18 protein-coding genes are annotated in these 19,341 nt (G+C 51.9%); 3 read left to right on the forward strand and 15 right to left on the reverse strand.

The window, feature by feature from the left end:
- Positions 1 to 6 precede the first annotated feature (6 nt).
- Genes GOC95_RS11400 through GOC95_RS11410 form a run of 3 tightly spaced genes read left to right on the forward strand, consistent with a single transcriptional unit; the run spans position 7 to position 2,790 of the window.
- Positions 7 to 639, forward strand: coding sequence for a response regulator transcription factor (locus GOC95_RS11400; protein ID WP_194747401.1), 633 nt, complete (start codon positions 7 to 9; stop codon positions 637 to 639).
- A gap of 14 nt (positions 640 to 653) precedes the next feature.
- Complete coding sequence (locus tag GOC95_RS11405) at positions 654 to 1,400, forward strand: ABC transporter permease subunit (protein WP_194747403.1); 747 nt, start codon at positions 654 to 656, stop codon at positions 1,398 to 1,400.
- Positions 1,393 to 2,790 carry a DUF4350 domain-containing protein gene (locus tag GOC95_RS11410; protein WP_275357167.1) on the forward strand — a complete coding sequence of 466 codons (1,398 nt, stop codon included), beginning with the start codon at positions 1,393 to 1,395 and terminating at the stop codon, positions 2,788 to 2,790. Before GOC95_RS11405 ends, GOC95_RS11410 begins: the two co-directional genes overlap by 8 nt.
- 246 nt (positions 2,791 to 3,036) lie before the next feature.
- Here the strand turns inward: GOC95_RS11410 and GOC95_RS11415 are convergent, their stop codons facing one another.
- The 15 genes from GOC95_RS11415 to GOC95_RS11485 all read right to left on the reverse strand — a co-directional run bounded on the left by GOC95_RS11415 (position 3,037) and on the right by GOC95_RS11485 (position 19,142).
- Positions 3,037 to 3,258 (reverse strand): hypothetical protein, encoded by a 222-nt coding sequence (locus GOC95_RS11415; RefSeq protein WP_194747407.1) that lies wholly within the window; start codon positions 3,256 to 3,258, stop codon positions 3,037 to 3,039.
- A gap of 39 nt (positions 3,259 to 3,297) precedes the next feature.
- A complete protein-coding gene (locus tag GOC95_RS11420; RefSeq protein WP_194747409.1) occupies positions 3,298 to 3,849 on the reverse strand; it encodes a ferritin-like domain-containing protein in 552 nt (183 codons plus the stop codon).
- Between the two features lie 390 nt (positions 3,850 to 4,239).
- Positions 4,240 to 4,554 carry a helix-turn-helix domain-containing protein gene (locus tag GOC95_RS11425; protein WP_275357170.1) on the reverse strand — a complete coding sequence of 105 codons (315 nt, stop codon included), beginning with the start codon at positions 4,552 to 4,554 and terminating at the stop codon, positions 4,240 to 4,242.
- A 142-nt stretch (positions 4,555 to 4,696) separates the two neighbouring features.
- Positions 4,697 to 5,656 carry an EpsD family peptidyl-prolyl cis-trans isomerase gene (locus GOC95_RS11430; RefSeq protein ID WP_228518682.1) on the reverse strand — a complete coding sequence of 320 codons (960 nt, stop codon included), beginning with the start codon at positions 5,654 to 5,656 and terminating at the stop codon, positions 4,697 to 4,699.
- A 119-nt stretch (positions 5,657 to 5,775) separates the two neighbouring features.
- Positions 5,776 to 6,462 (reverse strand): CAAX prenyl protease-related protein, encoded by a 687-nt coding sequence (locus GOC95_RS11435; RefSeq protein WP_275357173.1) that lies wholly within the window; start codon positions 6,460 to 6,462, stop codon positions 5,776 to 5,778.
- 49 nt (positions 6,463 to 6,511) lie between these two features.
- A complete protein-coding gene (locus tag GOC95_RS11440) occupies positions 6,512 to 7,186 on the reverse strand; it encodes a hypothetical protein (RefSeq protein WP_275357175.1) in 675 nt (224 codons plus the stop codon).
- Between the two features lie 9 nt (positions 7,187 to 7,195).
- Complete coding sequence (locus GOC95_RS11445) at positions 7,196 to 8,818, reverse strand: putative porin (protein WP_275357177.1); 1,623 nt, start codon at positions 8,816 to 8,818, stop codon at positions 7,196 to 7,198.
- Between the two features lie 93 nt (positions 8,819 to 8,911).
- Positions 8,912 to 9,616 carry a TonB C-terminal domain-containing protein gene (locus GOC95_RS11450; RefSeq protein WP_275357179.1) on the reverse strand — a complete coding sequence of 235 codons (705 nt, stop codon included), beginning with the start codon at positions 9,614 to 9,616 and terminating at the stop codon, positions 8,912 to 8,914.
- A 9-nt stretch (positions 9,617 to 9,625) separates the two neighbouring features.
- Positions 9,626 to 10,030 (reverse strand): biopolymer transporter ExbD, encoded by a 405-nt coding sequence (locus GOC95_RS11455; RefSeq protein WP_194747416.1) that lies wholly within the window; start codon positions 10,028 to 10,030, stop codon positions 9,626 to 9,628.
- Positions 10,031 to 10,033: 3 nt separating this feature from the next.
- The gene (locus GOC95_RS11460; protein ID WP_018986307.1) at positions 10,034 to 10,444 is read right to left on the reverse strand and encodes a biopolymer transporter ExbD; all 411 of its coding nucleotides are present in this window, start codon (positions 10,442 to 10,444) and stop codon (positions 10,034 to 10,036) included.
- Between the two features lie 10 nt (positions 10,445 to 10,454).
- Positions 10,455 to 12,131 (reverse strand): DUF2341 domain-containing protein, encoded by a 1,677-nt coding sequence (locus tag GOC95_RS11465; RefSeq protein WP_275357181.1) that lies wholly within the window; start codon positions 12,129 to 12,131, stop codon positions 10,455 to 10,457.
- A gap of 155 nt (positions 12,132 to 12,286) precedes the next feature.
- The gene (locus GOC95_RS11470) at positions 12,287 to 12,796 is read right to left on the reverse strand and encodes a PEP-CTERM sorting domain-containing protein (RefSeq protein ID WP_275357183.1); all 510 of its coding nucleotides are present in this window, start codon (positions 12,794 to 12,796) and stop codon (positions 12,287 to 12,289) included.
- A gap of 70 nt (positions 12,797 to 12,866) precedes the next feature.
- On the reverse strand, positions 12,867 to 15,164 hold the full coding sequence (locus GOC95_RS11475) for a 5'-nucleotidase C-terminal domain-containing protein (RefSeq protein ID WP_275357185.1): 2,298 nt from the start codon (positions 15,162 to 15,164) through the stop codon (positions 12,867 to 12,869).
- A 69-nt stretch (positions 15,165 to 15,233) separates the two neighbouring features.
- On the reverse strand, positions 15,234 to 16,001 hold the full coding sequence (locus tag GOC95_RS11480; RefSeq protein WP_275357187.1) for a PEP-CTERM sorting domain-containing protein: 768 nt from the start codon (positions 15,999 to 16,001) through the stop codon (positions 15,234 to 15,236).
- Positions 16,002 to 16,058: 57 nt separating this feature from the next.
- A complete protein-coding gene (locus GOC95_RS11485) occupies positions 16,059 to 19,142 on the reverse strand; it encodes an ExeM/NucH family extracellular endonuclease (RefSeq protein WP_275357188.1) in 3,084 nt (1,027 codons plus the stop codon).
- Between the last annotated feature and the right edge of the window lie 199 nt (positions 19,143 to 19,341).

Below are 19,341 nucleotides of genomic sequence, written 5' to 3' on the forward strand. Positions count from 1 at the left end.
CGCGTCATGGCCAAAGTAATGATCGCAGATGACCACGCCATGCTCAGACAAGGCTTGCGGACCATGTTGGAGCAGGCCAACCACCAGGTCACGCAAGATGCATTGAGTGGCGAAGAAGCCTGCCTGCTGGTGGAAAAAAACCACCCGGACTTGCTGATCCTCGATCTGGACATGCCTGGCATAGGGGGGCTGGAAACGCTCAAACGCATTTTGCACCGCAAGCCGCAGATGCGCGTGTTGATTTTTAGCATGCATGACGACTGCATCTATGCCACGCGCGCGATTCAAGCAGGTGCACGCGGCTATGTGACCAAAACTGAGCCGCCAGAAGTAGTGCTGGAGGCGGTGCAGAAAATCCTCAAGGGCGGCCGCTACATCAATAACGAACTGGCGCAGAGTTTGTCCATGTATCACCTGGAAAGCCAGGAAAACCCGATCCAGAAACTCTCGCCACGCGAGTTTGAGGTATTCAGACGCATTGCCCAAGGGGAGGCGCTGGCAGCGATTGCCAAGGCCATGCATATTGGCTATAAAACCGTCGCCAACATCCAGACCAGTGTGCGGCAAAAGCTAGGCGTCGAAACCACGGGCCAGCTGGTACATATTGCCGTGCGTTTCGGCATTATCAAGGGCTTGTAAGCGCAGGGTTGCCCATGATACTGATCATTGCCCGCAAAGAATTACGCAGCCTGTTTGCCACACCCATGGGCTGGCTGGTGCTGGCCATCTTTCAGGCCATTGTTGGCACTTATTACAGCCTGAGTTTTAACCAGTATTTCGAGATCATGCAAAGCGCGCATTGGCAGGTGCAGCGTATCGGCCTCACCCAGTTTATGGCGGAAGGTGTGTTTGGTGTGGCAGCCGTGCTGATGCTGTTTGTGGTGCCACTGGTGAGCATGAAGCTGATCAGTGAAGAGCGCAAAAACCAGACCATGGCCTTGCTCATGAGCGCGCCACTCAGTATGACTGAACTGATTCTGGGCAAGCTGCTTGGCATCCTCAGCTATTTGAGTCTGTTAATTCTCAGCATGGTGCTGATGATCGCGCTGCTGCTGCCCTGGGCAGAAATTGACCTGCCCTATCTGCTCACGCATGCGTTTGGCTTATGGTTATTGATGCTAGCCAGCAGTGCACTCGGGCTCTATATTTCTTGCCTGACCGCCAACCCTATCCTGGCAGCATTCTGCAGCCTGACCGCGCTGACTTTTTGGCTGTTGCTGGATAAGTTTTTCAGCGACGACCACCAGGCCCTGTTTCATGATTTTTCACTGATGCAGCATTACCGCCAGTTTGCGCTGGGCATTCTCAATAGCTACGACATCCTGTTTTTTGTCTTGTTTGCCGGCTTTTTTGTGCTGCTGGCGATCCGGCGTTTACATGCGGACCGACTGTATGGCTAATACACCCAAAGACACCTCCACCGTCCCTCCATTAAGCCAGCGCCTTGCCCACTGGTGGCAGCATCAACTGGTGGTGCCTGCGCTGCTAATTGTGGCACTGGGACTGGGCTGGCTGGCCTGGCAGTTTCATGCCACGGCAGATACCACACACAATCATCGCAACACCTTATCTGCCACCAGCCAGCAGGTTCTCAACGACCTGCCGGGGCAGATAGAGATTATCGCGTTTTGCAGCAACAGCCCGTTCAAGGGCCGCTATTTCCGCAAGTCGATTGTGGCGCTGGTGCAGCGCTATCAGCAGCAACACCGCGGCATACATCTGCAATTTATTGATCCGGCCACCGCACCTACGCTGGCCAGAGAGTGGCAGATTAAAAAAGAAGGCGAAATGCTGATCCGCTATGCCGGCCAGCAGCAGCGCCTGTATTTGCCTTATACCGAAGAAGCCTTTACCAATGCCTTACTCAGCCTGCAGCATGGCGAACGCGCCCCGCTGCAATTTCTCGCGGCCCATGCATTGCATGACACGCATGGCACTGGCTTTAGCCAATTGGCACAAGCCCTACAAAATGCAGGCGTTCCCGTCTTGACCGGAGACCTGCCAGCCACGCCAGCGAAAACCTTACCAAGTTTGGTCCTGGCCGGGAGCGACAAACCCTACTCGCCTGCACAAATCGCGGCGATTCGCCAACATGTGCAACAAGGCGGCAACCTGGTTTGGCTCACCACCTCGCCGCAGACACAGGGCTTGCAAGCACTGGCACAAGACCTGCGCCTGACCATTAGCCCAGGCATAGTCATTGATCCAGTCAATCGCCAGTTTGATATTCCCCTGCATGATTTAAGTACCCAGCGCTATGGCGCCCGCGGACCGACGCAGGAATTTGGCTTGCGCACCTTCTTCAACCAGGCGCACGCGATAGAGCACCAGCGCACCCCGAATGACCCGTGGCAAAGCCTGCCTCTGGTGGCAGCAGCAGAACAAGGCTGGGTAAGCGCAAGCTATCAGCCCGCACATCCGTCGCCCTCCGCCATGACCTTCAATGCCACTAAAGATACGCCCGGCCCGGCCACACTGATGCTGGCGCTGGAAAAACCCTTAGCCTCGGGCAACAAACAACGTATTCTGGTCATCGCGAGCCCAGACTTTTTTTCTAACCAGCAAATCCAGCGCGGTGGCAACCTGGCGCTCAGTCTGCAAAGCCTGCAATGGGTCGTGAATAACCAGCCTACCGTCAGCCTGCCGGTGACGCCGTTACGCGATACCGTGATTGCATTACCAACGCAACGTACCTGGCTCATGCTGCTGTTTAACGGGTTTCAGTTTGGGCTGCCATTGGCCTTGCTGCTCGCTGGCGGCTGGGCCTGGCGCAGAAAACAGCGCGCTTGAGGTAAGGTTAAAGGTTAGTGCGTTCAGAGGATTGAGAGGACGCTTGATAACCGCAAGATCATCAGTGAGATTGCGGACTGTAAAACGAGTCCGCCCTACACGGGCTGCACCACTCAGAGATTGGTCTCCTGTGAGTATCAGGTTTACCATACGCTTAGAAATATCCAAAGATAAAAGCCCACTTTGTCACCCATCGGCCTTTATACAAATTCAACACGCTGTGGAGTTAAAGTCGTCATACCAATTCTAATCGTGGTCACTTTCAATTTCATTTTTAATTGCTTCTCTTGCCTCGTCAACCTTTATAGAGAACTGCTCTAGTGTAACGTCGATTTTTTCTCCTGCTTTTTCGACTTTATTATCTATTTGTCTGCCTAAAGCCTCAGCATTTTCATGCTTTTTACAGCCCGTTATTGAGATCAATGTGGCCATTACAAAGATACTAGTTTTAAGTGAACAGAATTTCATTTTCTAATTCCTAAAAAATAAAATGCTGAGGCTGGCAAGCTAAGCAACCTTGAGCCAATCTGATAATTCATCGGCATGCCCTTCTTCTTGAGCGAGGATCTTTTCTAACATTACACGCGTTGTCGGGTCGCTATCGCCGATATAACGGATCAATGCATGATATGTATCGATTGCGATGCGCTCAGCCACTAAATTCTCCTTAATCATTTCTTTCAATGCCAGGCATGGTACATAATCGGCATGACTGCGAAGTGTTAAGGTTTCTGGTGAGAAATCTGGCTCTCCGCCAAGTTGAACGATACGCTCAGCAATCAGATCTGCATGGGATAACTCTTCTTGTGCATGTAAATTAAATTCACTCGCAATAGAATTGGAGTGGATGCCAGTTGCGGTGAAATAATGGCGTTTGTAACGAAGTGCACACACAATTTCTGTTGCTAAAGAAGCGTTTAGTAATGCGATCACCTCATCAACGTTTCCTTTGTATGAAGAGGTCTTTGCGCCGTCTTCTACATGTTTTCTTGCATTCTCTTTGATTTTTTTAATGTCCAAATTCAATGAAGCACTACTTTTTCTTGTATCTTTTTTCATTCACTTACACCTCAAAAAATTAGTGGAAAAAGAAATAAATAATCAGCAATAAAAGCCCCGGCACTCCCAAAAGCCAAGCCAACACGTATTTACCCATTGCATTCTCCTTAGTGATTTAAGACAACTAAAATGATTTAGTGAAAATTGAGCGTTATATGCATGATGCTTTTTTTTGTGGATGCTTGTTATCGGCAAAAAGGGCAAAGTACTGTCAGAATCCACTGTCGTATACCACCTGGATAACGCTCATAGCGTCTGTGTCTAACTAAACAACTGTGAAAAAGGTCGATTGAACCTTGTAGGAATGGCTTTATTGACTGTGAAGGATGCCACCAATTGAAACGAGTGCTTCAATCTTTCGTTTTTGTGCATGGGTCCATGCGTAATGATTCAGACTAATGGCCTTTGTCTTAAAGGCAAGGAATAGTAGTCTGCATGCTTCTTAAGTTTCTCATATTGTTTGATGATCAATCGTTGACCATCAAACTCAAACAAATCCATTTTCTTAAGTTTTGCCAACGACTTGTTCGTATGAACCAATGACAATCCCATCGCGTCAGCGATGTGTTGTTGAGTCATTGGAAAATCAAATCCTTTGGATTCGACTAATCCAAGTTGAGCTGCCCGTTTGTATAAACTAATGAACAATAGAGCGATCCTCTCGGTCGCATTTCGTTGTCCAACAGAAACTAAGTTTTCATCCACAATTAATTCATTGTGGGCAGCTAGGCTAGATATCATCTTGAAAGTCAGGCCCGTTCAGTGATCACCATTAAAACAAAAGCCTCGCAATATGCGGGGCTTTTGTTGGTGCGACAGGTCTGCCGCCCGGTTGGCAAGTCAATGCTTACAAACCGGACAGGCCTTTTTCAATCGCCTGATTATGTGTAGCATCTGTTGGCGATGTTGGTGCAACCGCTGCAGGTTCTGGTTTGGCTGCCGGGACTGCAGGCGCAGTGGTGTCAGCGTTCAGGGTCATTTTAGAGAAGTCGCCATAAAACTCGACCTTGGCCTCTTTGCGCAAACTCGCAACCTCATTCTTGATCAGTGTTTGCTGTCCAGAGTTGACCAGGAACTGCTGGATCACTGGTTTAGCATTGTCAAAATTGACCGGTTGGCGATCGACTTTGGCCAGATACAGCAAAACCAGCGCTTGTGGGCTTTTGACCACCAATGTATCACCGGCTTTCAACGCGTTAAGCTGCTTGAGCAACTCGAGTGGCAACTGTTCGGCGGCTTTGCGGCTGGCATTCACGTTAAAGACGTATTTATTGTCTTGCAGCCATTTCGCAATTTCCTCAGGCGTCTTGGCAGCATTAATGCCTGCTTCAATTTCGCTGACGTGTTGCGTGCCATCTTTCACGGCAAATTCCTGGATCACATACACATTACGTTCGCTGAATAATTCAGGATGCGTGTCATAAAACTTCTGGATATCCGCTGCAGAAGGGGTGCCCTGTTTAGCGGCCACTTTTTGCATATAGGCTTGCGCCAGCACTTGCTGCTTGGTGGCCTCTAGCACTTGTAACACATTCGGGTCACGGTCAAGCTTTTCGTCCACAGATTTTTGCTTGAGCAATTCCATGTCTACCATTTGCTGTAACACTTTTTCAGATGCGGCTTTCACTTGCGACTGGTCCAGCTTGCCCAGTTTGGACAAGGCAAAATTCAGCTGGTGAACGGTAATTTCACTACCATTCACCTTGGCAACCACCTGGGAGCCGCCTTTACTGGCTTCATCATGTTTGCTGCAACCAGCCATTACCAGCATCAGTGCTGGTACGATCAATGCGATTTTTTTCATCATCACCCTTTAATATTCGCTATTTTTAACTTCTGTTGCGATCACTCGCAACCTGATAACGGTTTTTAATCCGCCGTCTTGAGCAAGACGCGCTGTTCAAGACAAACGCTTACACACTCGGTTCACCAATATTGCCAATGGTCACCAAACACTACCCACGCCCCTAAGAGAGCATTGGTGGTGACATGCGCAATGATTGCGACCCAGAGCACCTGGAAATGACGGTATAACCAGGCATATACCAATCCTGCCAACAGCCCTGCAAACCAGAGTTGATGCTCCACAGCGAATAATACGCTACTTAGCAGGATTGCATAAGTCGTGACTGCGGCAGGTGACACAGTCAGAAAATCGTTCGCATCCAGCCTGCGCATCAGATACGAACGCCAGAACAATTCTTCAATGACAGGCACCACCAATGCAGAACCCGCCCAACGGCAAGCTAACCAGAACAGATCCTCCCCTGTCTGCATAGGCATCGCCACGATGGCTTGTGTCTCGCTCCCACCCAACCAGACTGGGTAAGGCGCAATCCACAGCACAAACACCAGCACCCCCGCCAGTAAGGCAAGCCCAATCTGAGCGCGCGCAGGCTTGTCGGTCAACTCGCGATAATCGGCTTTAAAGTAGAACAGGAGCCACAAGGCCAGCAAGCAGCGACACAAATACGCCGCTTGCCCCGCCACCCCCAGCGCAGTGAAGAGATCCACTAACCAAGGCTGCAGGGCCAACAGCAAAATAAAGCCGATAAACGGAAAGATGCGCGCACATTCTGCGCGCGTGAACCAGTGATCAATTAAACGCATCATGCAGGCAAGCCTATCATCAAACCGTCTACCTGCCTATGCTGGAAGCCACTTAAGGCGTTGCAACTTTGTCGACCTTGTTTTCCAGTAACTGGCTGTGCTTTTCTTGAAGGATATTCTCAAGTTCAACCCGCTTTAATTGAAAAAACGGCTCTGAACGCAGCACTTTTTGATAAAAACTGGCATTGTCATACAAATCCACCAACTCATGCCCATACGCATACAAACGGCTATTTTTTTCTTCGCAGCTGGTCAGCTTCTGGTGGTTGTCACTCACTTTGGAAAGCAGTTGTTTGCGTTGCTGCTCGTTGCTCTCTTGCGTCGCATGTGCAAGCTTGAGTTGTTGTTCGGCCGCCTCAAGTTGCTGGTTTTTTTCGGCGAGCTGTGTTTGCAACTGTTTGAGTTGCGTAGATAACGCGTCTTTTTCCTGCAACAGCTTCTGATTGTCAGACTGCAATTGCTGGTTGCGTTTGAGCTGTCCCTGCAATTTGGCCGAATGCGAGCGCTGTGCAGACTGTGCCTGATCCAAGGCTTGCGACAAGCCCTGTTTCTCTTGCTCAAACTGCGATTGCAGGGCAGATTTTTCAGCCTCCAAATCCTGCTTCATTTTTTGCATGAGGATGGCGGCACGTTTGGCCGATTTGTCCTGCTTTTCTGCAGCAGCCGTTGGCTCTACACAGAGTCCAATCAAGCTCAGGCTCAGCAGGAGTGACGAGATGAGTTTCATACAGTCCCTTTAAAACCGGCCATTAAAGTCAAGAAAGAAGGTGTCCACAGAGAATGGCAAACCAGAAATTTCATCGGCACTGACGTATCTGGAAGATAACCAGGCGTTTTTGCCCAGACCATACTGTCCACCCACAAAAAAGCCCTTGGCATCGGTGCCACCTAAGCGGAAGTTGGAGTCTGTGAACCCATCAATCATCGCGTCACGCTCCAGACGACGATAGCCACCAAACACTTGCCAGTCATGCAGCTTTTTAATCAAAGGATTACCCACCATGAGTGAGAGTTCATAGCCCTCATTTTCTTTTTTATACAAGTTACCAGTGCGGCGCAGTATCTCTTGCTGATCAAAACCGATGTTTTGCACATAAGCCCCGTGCAAGATCACGTGAACCGGATCGAACGTGGCTAAATCAATCTCACCGGTAAAGTTGATCAACTGAAATTTGGAAGCCAGTCCACAAGGGCCGGTGTCACCACAAAGATTGCTATTTAGACCATCGATACTGAAGGTACTATTCCCTTTTTGGCGCCATAACGGGGCTGTACCCGCATACTTGAGACTGTCATTGACCGGGTTACGCTCGCCCTCTATATTTTCAAAATCATAGTAGGCCACCCCCAGCTTAACCTTGGTGTCATTGCTGGCTGTCCACTCGATGCCACCCTGAGCAGCATAAAGCCATTTGTCTCTGGCTTTGTTCGTATCAGAAGACTCGATCTCTTCGATCGGGAAAGCGCCAACCGTCGAGAATACCCGCCAGTGATTGTTAATCGCCGGGTTAGCTCTTGCCACAAAACCATCAAAGGCCAGATCAGGGTCCCAGAGCAAGTCAGTATTGAATGTCGGGTTACCGGTAAAGAATGGGTTGGCAAAACGGCCACCAGTCAATGTTAGCCAATCATATGGCTTGCCTTCAAGAAAAGCGCGATCCAGGCCAAATACAAACTTGCCCTGCGAGAACCCTTCTGTCTGGTTAGGCGTGACTGGTGTTTGCAGCATGCCGGTGGTAAAGCGGATGCCGCCGTTCAACCATTCATTAATCTTTAAATTAGCGCCGAATAAAGCCCGGATACGCTGGCGATCACGGTCTTCAGTGGTATTGTTCACACTGCTCATGTTTTGGACTTCATTGGTTCGCAAAAACACAGGGGGCGTGTTGAACTCATTGAACATATCTTCCTGGTAGCGCAAACGCAGAGCACCCGTCCACTCAACGCGATCAATCCACTCTGGAATCCCTAACCGCTCGCCTGCCTTGTAATTGAGTTTTTTCATCACCTCTTGCTCAATCTCAGCACGCATTTCGTTTTTGACATGCTCAGGCACATATTGCACGCGGATCGCTTTCGATTGCGTCGCCGCAGCTGGCGCATCTGGTGCTGCAGATTCGGCAACACTGGCCGCTTCTTCTTGTGCTTTTTGTTTGGCAGCTTGCGCCTGCTTGAGCAAAGCATCTGCCTTTTCTTTAGACAGTACACCCTCTTGTACCAGCAACTCGATCAAATTCATGGTGGTGGCTCGCACCTCTTCCAGTGATTCACGCTCACCGGCGAGTACACCCTGGGCTTGTGTGCTAAACAGGCCGGCCACCAGCCATGGAATCATCCAGTTCTTTGCTTTTATCTTCATATCTTTCCCTAGTTACTTTCGCTCTTTAGCAAGAGGCTCTTTACTGCGAGGCTTGCGATCAATAGTGATTAACGCTGTTGTGTGTTCCGTACTTCATGACATGTTTTTCGAGGCCATTCTGACGATGACCTTTCTTGGCATATCCTCTGGCGCAGACTCTTTCAACGGCGGAATCCGGCTCAATACTTTGCGGATCAAGGCATCGGTTTCAGCATCGCCACTGGAGTCAATCAATTCCGCATGATCAATGTCGCCCTGGGCATTTAAAAACACCCTGACATCGACCTGATACTTCACTTTGCTCAGTCCACTTTCTGCATCCAGCGCTTTCTTGATTTGCGCATCTACCTTGTTGGTAAACCAGGCAAACGCAGCCATATTCTTTTTGCCGCCAATCTTGGGACCAGTGGTGACGTCGCCCCCCTTGTACTCATTATTCACGGCACCGGACTGGAAGGGACTTGGGCCATCTCCCGCAGCACCTTCCATCTTGAGGTTCTCGGCAGGCGGTGCTTCAACCGGTTTGGGCTCAGGCTCTTTAGGCGCCTCTTTCGGCTGCTCTTTTGGTGTTTCCTTGGGCGGCTCTTTAGGCGGAGGCGGTGGCGGTGGCGGCGGTGTGTCGGGCAGCAATTTCACAGTAGTGATTTGCTTTTTCTGCGTCGGCCCACCCGAAAACAGTTTTTTGATGCCATAAGCGATGCCAGCCAACACGGCCAGCACCAATACAGCAATCAGGATGCGGGTCGCCCAAAGCCGTGCGGGATGTACCGGCGTGTCATTGGAAAAGTTATCTTCCATCGCCATACCCTAGGTCCCAATTTTGCCGGTCACCAGGCCGACATTTTCAATTTGCAAGCGGTTAACCAGATCAATCACGCCAATGACCCCGGCATAAGGCGCTTGCGGCTGGCCTTTGATCATGACGTTGAATTTAGGGTCCATGGCCTTGGCCTGGTTGAGTTGTGTCTCCAGTTCAGCCATGGTCACGCCAACCCCATTGATGGTGAGCGTGCCGCCCTGTTGTACCTGCACGATTTTGATGTCGTGTTTTTCAGTGCTGGGCTTGTTAGACGGCTTGGGCAGATTCATGGTCAAGCCTTGTACGCCCGCCGTGGTCATCAGGATAAAAATCACCAGCAGCACATAGGCCAAATCCAGCATGGGCGTGATGTTGATGGTGTCGTATGGTTGAGCGTCGTTTTGTACCTGCATGGCTTACTCCACCACTTTCTTGGTCACCAGGCCGACTTCGGTAATGTCCAGCCGTTTACAGATTTCCAGCACTTCAGAGACCTTTTCATAATGCGCGGCGGCATCCCCCTTAAGCACCACCGGCAGCTCGGGATTGCTGCTTTTATATTGCGCCAGCCGCTGCTCCAGCTGTGCCATATCCACCGGGAACGCATCAAGGTAGACACTGCCATCACTGGTAACGGTAATCGCGCGCATTTGCGGTTTGGCCAAGGCAGCAGAGTTCACCGTGTGCGGCATGTCGACTTTGACGCCTTGCACGGACGCGGTAGTCATGATGATAAAAATCACCAGCAGCACATACGCCAGATCCAGCATGGGCGTAATGTTGATCTCGTCGTAGAGCTGGTTCTCTTCTTTGACGCCTTCTGACATCGCTTATGCCTTATTCCTTACCGTACAGTTCAGCGGTACGGGTAATGAACTCATCGACAAAAATCTGCATGGCGATGGTGATGTTTTTGACGCGGCTGGCCAGATAGTTATAGCCAAACAGGGCAGGAATCGCCACGCCCAGGCCAGCCACCGTGGCCAGCAAGGCGGCTGCAATCCCCGGCGCAATCGCGTTCACGTTAACGTCACCGGCGGCGGCAATGGCAGCAAAGGTGATCATCACACCCACCACAGTCCCCAACAGGCCCAGGAAAGGTCCACCGGAAATCGCAATGGTCAGCAACACCATCATGCTGTTCATGCGCTGGGTTTCACGCACCAGATCGGCATCCACAGCGGCCTTGATCGCATCAATTGAGGCGCCACCCAAAGCCACTTTTCCATCCACTTCACGTTTTTTGATTTCACGTAAGCCAGCTTTGTACAAGCCAAACAGACTGGAGTGGGTGTAGCTACCGGTTTTGTCCAGTGCCAGCAAGTCGGCTGCGTTCGATTGCTGGAAACGCTTCAAGAACAAGTCATTGTCTTTGTCAGTCCGGCTCACCAAGCGTGCTTTGCTCACCATCACCCAGGCGCTGATGGCGAACATCACTGCCAGAATCGCGATCACCACTTTGGCGTCCACGGTCAGGCTGTTGATCAGGATGCCCATGTAGTTGGCTTCGCCGCCTTCTGCTTCTTCCTCCCCGCCCGCGGCAGCCACTTTCACCATGCTGGCATCCGCGCCTTGTGATTGGGCAACCAAGGTCAGCCAGGCGGCACTGCGGGCAGTGTTCGCCAACTGCAACTCATCGACTTCAGCATTCAGGTTTTCGCCCAGCGTGAATGTCGCAGCCGCTTGCGCATCGGTCACTGCTACTTGACCAGCGACTTGGCCATTCAGGTAAACCAAAGCCTGGCCCGCCTGGAACACCAACGCCACATGTTGCCATTGACCGGCCTTTAACTCGCCCGCTTTGGTGGCTGCACCACCGGCCTGCAATGACAAGGTACTGCCATCCAGCTGCAGGCTGACATTGCCGCTTTTGAACAACACGGCGGTTTGCGGCAAGCTGGCAGGCTTAAGCCAGACCGACCAGGTGCTGCCATTGGCCAACGCTGGTACGGCAGGCAAAGTCAATGCCAATGGGCTGTTATTCAGTACGGCGCTTTCTGCAATCAACCCGGCTTTTTGTACAGTCGCGTTGCCGCTGGCCGTCAGCTGGCTCGGGCCGCTATCCTTGAGCAAGGCATTTTCAGAGAAGGCAAACCGTGCCAGCAAGGCCGGGTCATTCAGTGCCTGCGCATCGCTGGCGGCTGTGGCAGACTCATTGCCTGCTGCCAGATTGATAAACAACTCCTTGTTGGCCGAAGATACTTGCGGCAACACCACCCAGGCCACCGCCAATTCGTTGACGGCATCATATTTTTCCAGGGTAAACTTGAGTTCGGTTTTGTCATCTGCCGCAATAAAACGCAGATCAGCCCCATCCACATTGGCGCCGGTAAAATCAAAATTACCGGAATGCAGACGCACCAGCATCGGCGCCTGGTTGACTGCCTCTTTGATATTGGTAGTGTCTATGCTGATTTTTTGCTGGGTAGCCCAGTCTTTGTTCCATGCAGCCTCGCCGGAAACAGAAAGTGTGAGCCCTAAAATTGCAACCAATAAACCAAGTGTGTTCTTCATAGTTTTGCTGACAAGTGAATTTGAGCAGCAAGTCTAAAGAGTGAATGTTGCAGTCACATTAAGACAGGACTAGTCGGACTAGTTTTTTCTGACACATAGGCAGAGCGCAAAAAAGCCCGGCGAACCGGGCTTTTTTGCTACAAGTGCAAACAGGGTTATGACTGACGGCGGGTAGCGATCCAGCCAATCACGCCCAAGCCCAGCAGCATCAGGCCAGACTGTGTAGGCTCTGGCACTGCAGCTGCGTAGGTCAGGCTACCAGCACCGGACAAACCCAGTGTGGTGTCATAGGTAAAGTAAGCATCAGAGGCATCGGCACTGCCCGCGATAAAGCTAAAGCCAATCGCCGGGCTGTTCGAGTTAACAGACCACTCAATGCCAGTAAACACGCCATCCTGAAACACAGCGGTTGCGTTAGACAACGCAGGCGTGGCCAGATCAAACAGGCTGCTGCCAAATTTAAAGTTCAAGCTGCTCAGGTTAATTAACTCAGTGCCGCTGGACAGCAGGCCAGCATCATCAAAGCTGAATAAGCCTTGGTAGCTGGTGCCATTGTAATATCCGGAATCCACCAGGCCATTAAACTGCAGGGATTGAATAGCGGCTTGCGCGGGCATGACCACAGCCAGCAAGGCCACCAAGGTGAGTTTTTTGATCATATTCATTGCAATATTCCTCTAGTAAAACTTTTAAATAGTAAAAGTATGCATTAGTAAAACTGTGAAAACTTGAGCGTTAAAGTGTGAAATCGCGAGCAGGCATGACTTGCTTCGCCGTCAGGCCTTTGAGCGTGAGCAGCGATCTGGCAGCGGCAGGACCGGCAGCACCGTCACTGTCTACCCAAAGCTGTACACCGCCGGTCACATCCACCAGGCGCAGATAGCCACCAGTCAATGCGGTATTGGCAGACACACCCAGTGAAGCCAGCAAGGCAGTTAACTGCACTTTGTCGGCATAAGGGGTAAAGTCAGTGATGGTGTCACCCGCTTCACGCAGACTGCTGTAGACAAACACGTCGTTACCGGCGCCACCTGTCAGCGTATCCACGCCGAGGCCACCATTGATCACATCATCCCCCGCAGTGCCTACCAGCACATCACGGCCAGCCGTGCCCGTGCGCGCCACACCAGCAGTCGAGTTGGCAATCGCTAGGTCAATCAAACGGCCGCCTTTGTCATACTGGTTTTCCAGGCCATACAGGTTGGTGGTGATTTCATCGCCATCGGCATTGTTCAAGCGACCCAGACCGCCTTCAGCTTTAGGCGTCTGGATGTAATTAGCCAGGGCCTCTTGATAGGTAATCGTGAATGGGCTGTTTTCAAACACCACACCATTGGCTGCAAACGGGTAACCATCGCCCCCAGCGGCCGTAAAGTCTATGGTGGTGAAGGAGAAGGTGCGGCTATTGTTGACAACCACGCCGTTATCAATCAGTACGGTGCCGTCATCCAGCACCACACGTTGAATGCGGCTACCTGTGCCTTGTGTGGTTCTGGCCGGGTTGCGGCTGTCGTAGATCACTTGCATGCCAGAAATCTGGGCATAGCGACCATTGGCACGACCGGTCGGGCTGGTGTCGCCATAACCGTGCTCCAGCAAGTCTTTGAGCTGGGTCGCGTTCATGGACGGTGCGCGTTTAACCAGATTGGTAAACGGCAGAATATTAAAAGTATCGCCGACGGACACGTTGCCAGCAGCGGCGATATTGGTACGGATGCCGCCACCGTTCTGAATCGCCACATCGGTTTTACCGGCAAAGCGCATCGCATCAGCCACCAGATCACCCAAGCCGGTTTCGGCATTACGTACACCTGCCACAAAAGTGCATGGCAAGGCAGAACAGGACGTATGTGTGGGGCCGTTTAATTTCACCGCAGTGGTGCCGATGATTTGTGCATTGAGCGCATTGATATAGTTTTGCACGGGTGTCACCACCTTGCTTTGCAAGGTCGCATCCCCAGCCACGCGGTCAGCATCGGCGGCCGCGCCAGACACGCGCATCATCTTGCTGGATTCAACCGCTGTAAAAGTGCCTTTGGCATCATCAATCGTAAAATTGAGCTGGCCGACATAACGGTTACCAAAATGGCTGGTCATCACTGGCACATTGCGGCCATTGGCATCTACGGCATAGACCGGATCAGAATTATAAGTGGCACCGACTCCGCCGTTGATCAGCAGGTCATCTGGATCCACCATGAGTTCATGACCCCCGCCAGACAACACCAGATCCACACCGGACAATGCAGGGACCACGACATCAATTTCGTTAGCGGCATTTTGCAGATGGCTCATCAAGATGATGGTGGTCGCACCTTGCTCGTTACGCAGACGATTGACTTCAGCCTGAATCAGGGGAATCAAGGCTTGCAGGTTTTGTGCCTCGGTGTGGTTGGCATCGTAGCCGATCACGCTGACTGCACCCGGTGAAGAAATGGTAGGCAACAGTGGAGTAGTCGCCCCGACCAGGCCAATTTTATGACCCGCTGCGGTGGTGATCACTTTGGAAGGTGCCACTTGACCACTGGCTTTTAAAGCACTGAATTCAGCGCTGGCGTTAAAGTCCAGGTTGCTAGAGAGATAAGTGCTGCCTGTTACTTTAGCAAAACGCGCAGCCATTTGTGGACCCAGATCAAACTCGTGGTTGCCAAACACCATGGCATCAAAGCCAATCTGGCGCAAGGCGATCGCGTCATAAAAATCCTGACCGCCATCGCTGTAGCTCGTAGACAGGCTGTTCAGGCTGGCCGTGAAACGTGGACCAGGCAAAAAGGCATCACCGGCGTTGAGCTTGAGTACCGTACGGCCTTGGGCCACGGCTGCCGTTTCGGCATTTTTGATCACGGTCGCCAGACGGTCGACGCCACCATAAAATGAAATTGCCTGGGCACTGGTGTCACGCAGGTTGCCCTGGGCAGACAGTAACCAGCTCTCCTGATCCCCCACATGCAACAGCGTCACGCCCTCAGCCCATACACTGCTGGCGCTCATTGCCAAAGCCACACACGCCGCTAATTGTTTCAGTTTAAACATGCTTTTCTCCACAAAGTGCCATGCACTTGCATGACACTCCTGACAAATGATTAATAGACGCTTTAGGGATTAACGGGATTGGCGACGACGTACCAGCGCCAACACACCCAGACCAGCCAGCAACATGCCTACGCTGTCAGCTTCAGGTACTGGCGTCACAGCAGCCACGGTAAACGCTGTGGTATTAGGAACCAATGCAGCAGAATCACTGTTGTTTACAGTGTCTACATTCCAGTTATTGATGTTAGCCACTTGCGCCTTGTAATCAGTAAAGTGATTCAGGCCACCACGTACACCGTTATACTCGGCGTAGTCAGGATTGCTGGAGGCACCGGCTTTAGCCGTCAATTCAATGGCGTTCACGCCTGCAGTCAAACCAGTGTTGTTCAGAGGGCCATGGGCATCAAACGTCCCGTTGGTAATGGCGCTCAAGAATGTGGTTGGTGCAGTCGCAGCAGTACCCAGGTAGGCATAAACAGTTTCGCCAGAATTCGAAATACCCCAGTTTGCACTACCGCTCACGCTGACACGAGACAGCACGCCAGTGGAAGCAGACAGGCTGGTTTTGTCGTAGGCAGAGAAACGTACCACTGTGCCTGCAGCAACCACGTCGCTGGAAACCCACTGGTTATAGCTTTCGCCACTGTTGAAAGCGCTGCCAGTCCATTCGTTATCGCTGAAGAAAATGGTGGTGTTGGCGGCGATATCGACAAAGGTCACAAATGACAAACCATCTTCATCGGCATTAAACGCAGTGAACATAATGTCACCGGCATTCAGGGCCGCGTTGGCCTGGCTAGACAGCAACAAAGCTGCCATTAAACTGATTTTTTTCATCTTAAATATCCTCTCACTCGGTTTGTTAAAAACAACTTATTGATTTGTTATGGTTGATTACCAGCGCACATCGCGTTGTGCATCCAGTTGATTCATGGCTAATCCTTTCAGCGTGACCAGTGGTCTGGCGGTGGCCGTCCCTCCTGTGCCATCGGCATCGATTTGCAATTGCACGCCGCCTGATACGCTCACCCAGCGGGCAAAGCCATCGGCAAACGGCTGGCTGCCGCTGTAACCGAGGCTTTGCAGCAGTTCGCTGATCTGCAACTGGTCTTCACCTGGCGTAAAGTCGGTAATGGTGTCAGTGGCATCACGCATGCTCTGGTAAACAAAGGTATCGCGCCCGGCCAGACCAGTGAGGGTGTCTGCACCCAAGCCGCCGGTGAGCACGTCATCGCCTGCGGTGCCGGTCAGCGTATCGCGCTGATTCGTGCCATTGACTGTTTTCACCAATTGCACGCCGACAATCACCGGGTCATGGTCTGATGAGCGATATGGACTATCGCTATACAGGTCTTGCGGTTTGAATTCGGTGTTGTAATCAATCACCATGGGCTCGTCGGCATTGATGTGCCAGTGGGTCGTGCCAGTCACTTGTGCCGCCATGCTGCTGCTGGCCAAGGCGTGGTCGATATAGCCAGACTCGCCATCAAACACGTAGGAGTAATCACTGTCGCCACTAAAGCGGGCAATCTGGTCCTGCAAGCCGCCTGAGGTCAGGGTGAGGATAGGATCTTCTTTGCCATAGCTATTCAGGTCGCCAATCACCACCACATCCTGATCACCTGCTTGCGCTTGTACGGTATTGATAAATTGCAACAGACGATCGGCCTGGGCCACACGGCGCGTGTTGTAACAACCCTGACCATCGCCCTGATCGGCGTTGCTACCGGAGGCATCGGAGCAGCTCTTGGATTTAAAGTGGTTGACCAACACTGTGAATTTTTCGCCATTGGCCGCCTTGAAGGTTTGTGCCAAGGTTGGACGGTTGTTGATGCTGTCGTTATCAGACAAGGCCGCCGCAGCCGGGGTCAGCTTGGCAGGCTTGTAGATCATCGCCACTTTGATCGCGTCAGTCCCTGTGCCAGTCACTGGATCAGCAATCGCCGCATAAGTATTGGCGCCAACCGCTGCATTCAAGCCGTCTACCAGATTTTGGACAGCGGTGCTGCCGTTATTCTGGATTTCCATCAGGCCCACCACGTCCGCATTCATTGCACTTAAAGCGCGAATGATTTTGTTACGCTGGCGATTAAACTCGGCCAGGTTGTTGGCACCGCGACAGTTAGAGGCAGAGACACTGCCGCCCAGGCTGCAGCCCTGGCCAGTTTGGCCGCTCGCTGTGGCGCCATTGGCAAAGGTGGTGAAGTAATTCAGCACGTTAAAGCTGGCAATCTTGAGATTGCCCGGCACGCTGGCAGGCGCTGCCGTACGTGGATTTTCACGCTGGAACTGCACGGGCTCGGTAGGATTCAACTTGTAATCGCGTGGGCCGGTGCTGGAGGCCGTGATCAGGCCATAATCAATCACCCCGGTCAGGTTTTGCACTACATCGCCAGCGCGCAGCGTATTGTCTTCACCGATAAACGGGATCGGGTTAGGATTTTGTGCACTGCTGCCGTCATCGAGCACCAAACGGCGACGGGCATTCTCATCCGCTAACTGGGCTGCTGCCGCAGAGTTGGCTGGATACAGATTGCTAGGCTTGAGCATGCGGCCATCCGCAGACAGCGTGACTTGACCATAGCGACCCAAAAAGTAATTCTGTGAGGCGGTCATTGGGGTGGTGATACGCACCAGCATGCCCTCGTAGGCTTCCAGATCGCCCTCGGTCACTTCAGGCAGGCTGATGTCGGTCGGCAAGATGACATTGTTGTTGCTTAATACTTGCAAACCACTCACATTCACCAACTCGGTGATGGTATTGAACTCGGTCACATTGGCCATCAGGCGGACTTTTTGGCCTTTGCTGACGGTAGGTGCAACGCCGGTTCCCATGTACACAAACACACCGTCTGACGTCTGTGGATTGCCGTCACCGCTCGCATCTTGCAGATAAAACCCGTTCAGGCTTGGAAACACGGCTGTGACCACACCCTCAGTGGTGACGGTTTGACCATTCAGCGGGCTCACAGAGGCGGTGCCCAATGCGCTACCCTGAATCTGGTAAATACGCGTGATATTGCTGTTTTTGATCGTGATATTGACGGTACAAGTCGCGGTCTGCGCTTCGTTATTGGCAAACTGGATATCGGCCGTATATTGTCCGGCTGGCAAGCTGCCATCCAGTTGCAATGAGGCGCTGGCAGACTGGCCATCACTACTGGCTGCGGTAAAGTTAACCAGGCTGACACCATTGGGCGCATTAGACGCCAAGGTCGCAGCATTGACTACACTGTCAGCATCCGATGCCTGCACCTGGCCTGCACCTGTCTCACCCACTTGCAGCGTAATTGCCGGGCAGGAAGTCACAATCGGTTGATTGCCTGTGCTGCCACCACCACTATTGCCGCCACCGCACACATTCACGGCCGTGCTGCTATTGCGTGGCGCAGGCGTGCCAGCGACGAAATCGCTGCTGTTCTGGTTGGTATCCTGGCAACCGTCGCCTTTGCGCAACAAGGCCTTGCTGCTGCTAATCGCCGGTGCTGCTGAACCCTCAGCAAAGTTAGCCGTGCCATAGCCCACCAGATCAGCAATCTGCGCCAACTGGCTGCTGCTACATGGATTAGAGCTGCCATTACAAGTCAGGCCAGTACTACTCTTAACCAGCACAACCTTGCCATTGGTGCCACTCATATCAGTGCCATTGTTGCTGGCATCAGGCGTTGGCAAGGCTGAACCGTTAGCCGCACTACGCAAACCCACCAGATAATATTGACCAGCTTGCAACAAGCCAGACAGGGTAGTCACCCCATTGGCAGAAAAATTCCCCGTCCCTGTCGCGCTGGCATACTGCACAGACCAGCCACTGATATCAACCGCAGCGCTACCGTTGTTGAATAACTCAACGTAGTCCTGGTTATACACACTGCCCTGTCCGCCATACACCTGGCTAATCACCACCTCGGCATGTAAAGGAAGACTTAAAGAAGACCAGCCCAGACAAGCCAGCAACCAATGCATTTTTTTTAGTTTCATTCAGAACTCCGTCGTTATCCGCTCACGTAAAATCCTGAATACTTTAGCAACTTAGATTGCTGCCAATATTAATTTTCGCGCCATAACACTAGGTAGCTCGGACTATGAAAACTGCTAAAAAGAGGGCTAGATTTGTACTTTTTTAGTCTTGCTTGACTACGGACTGCTAGTCCGGCTGTGGTCAGAACAGCCCATAGAA

The organism is Methylophilus sp. YYY-1, from assembly GCF_029132825.1.
Taxonomy (GTDB): Bacteria; Pseudomonadota; Gammaproteobacteria; order Burkholderiales; family Methylophilaceae; genus Methylophilus; species Methylophilus glucosoxydans.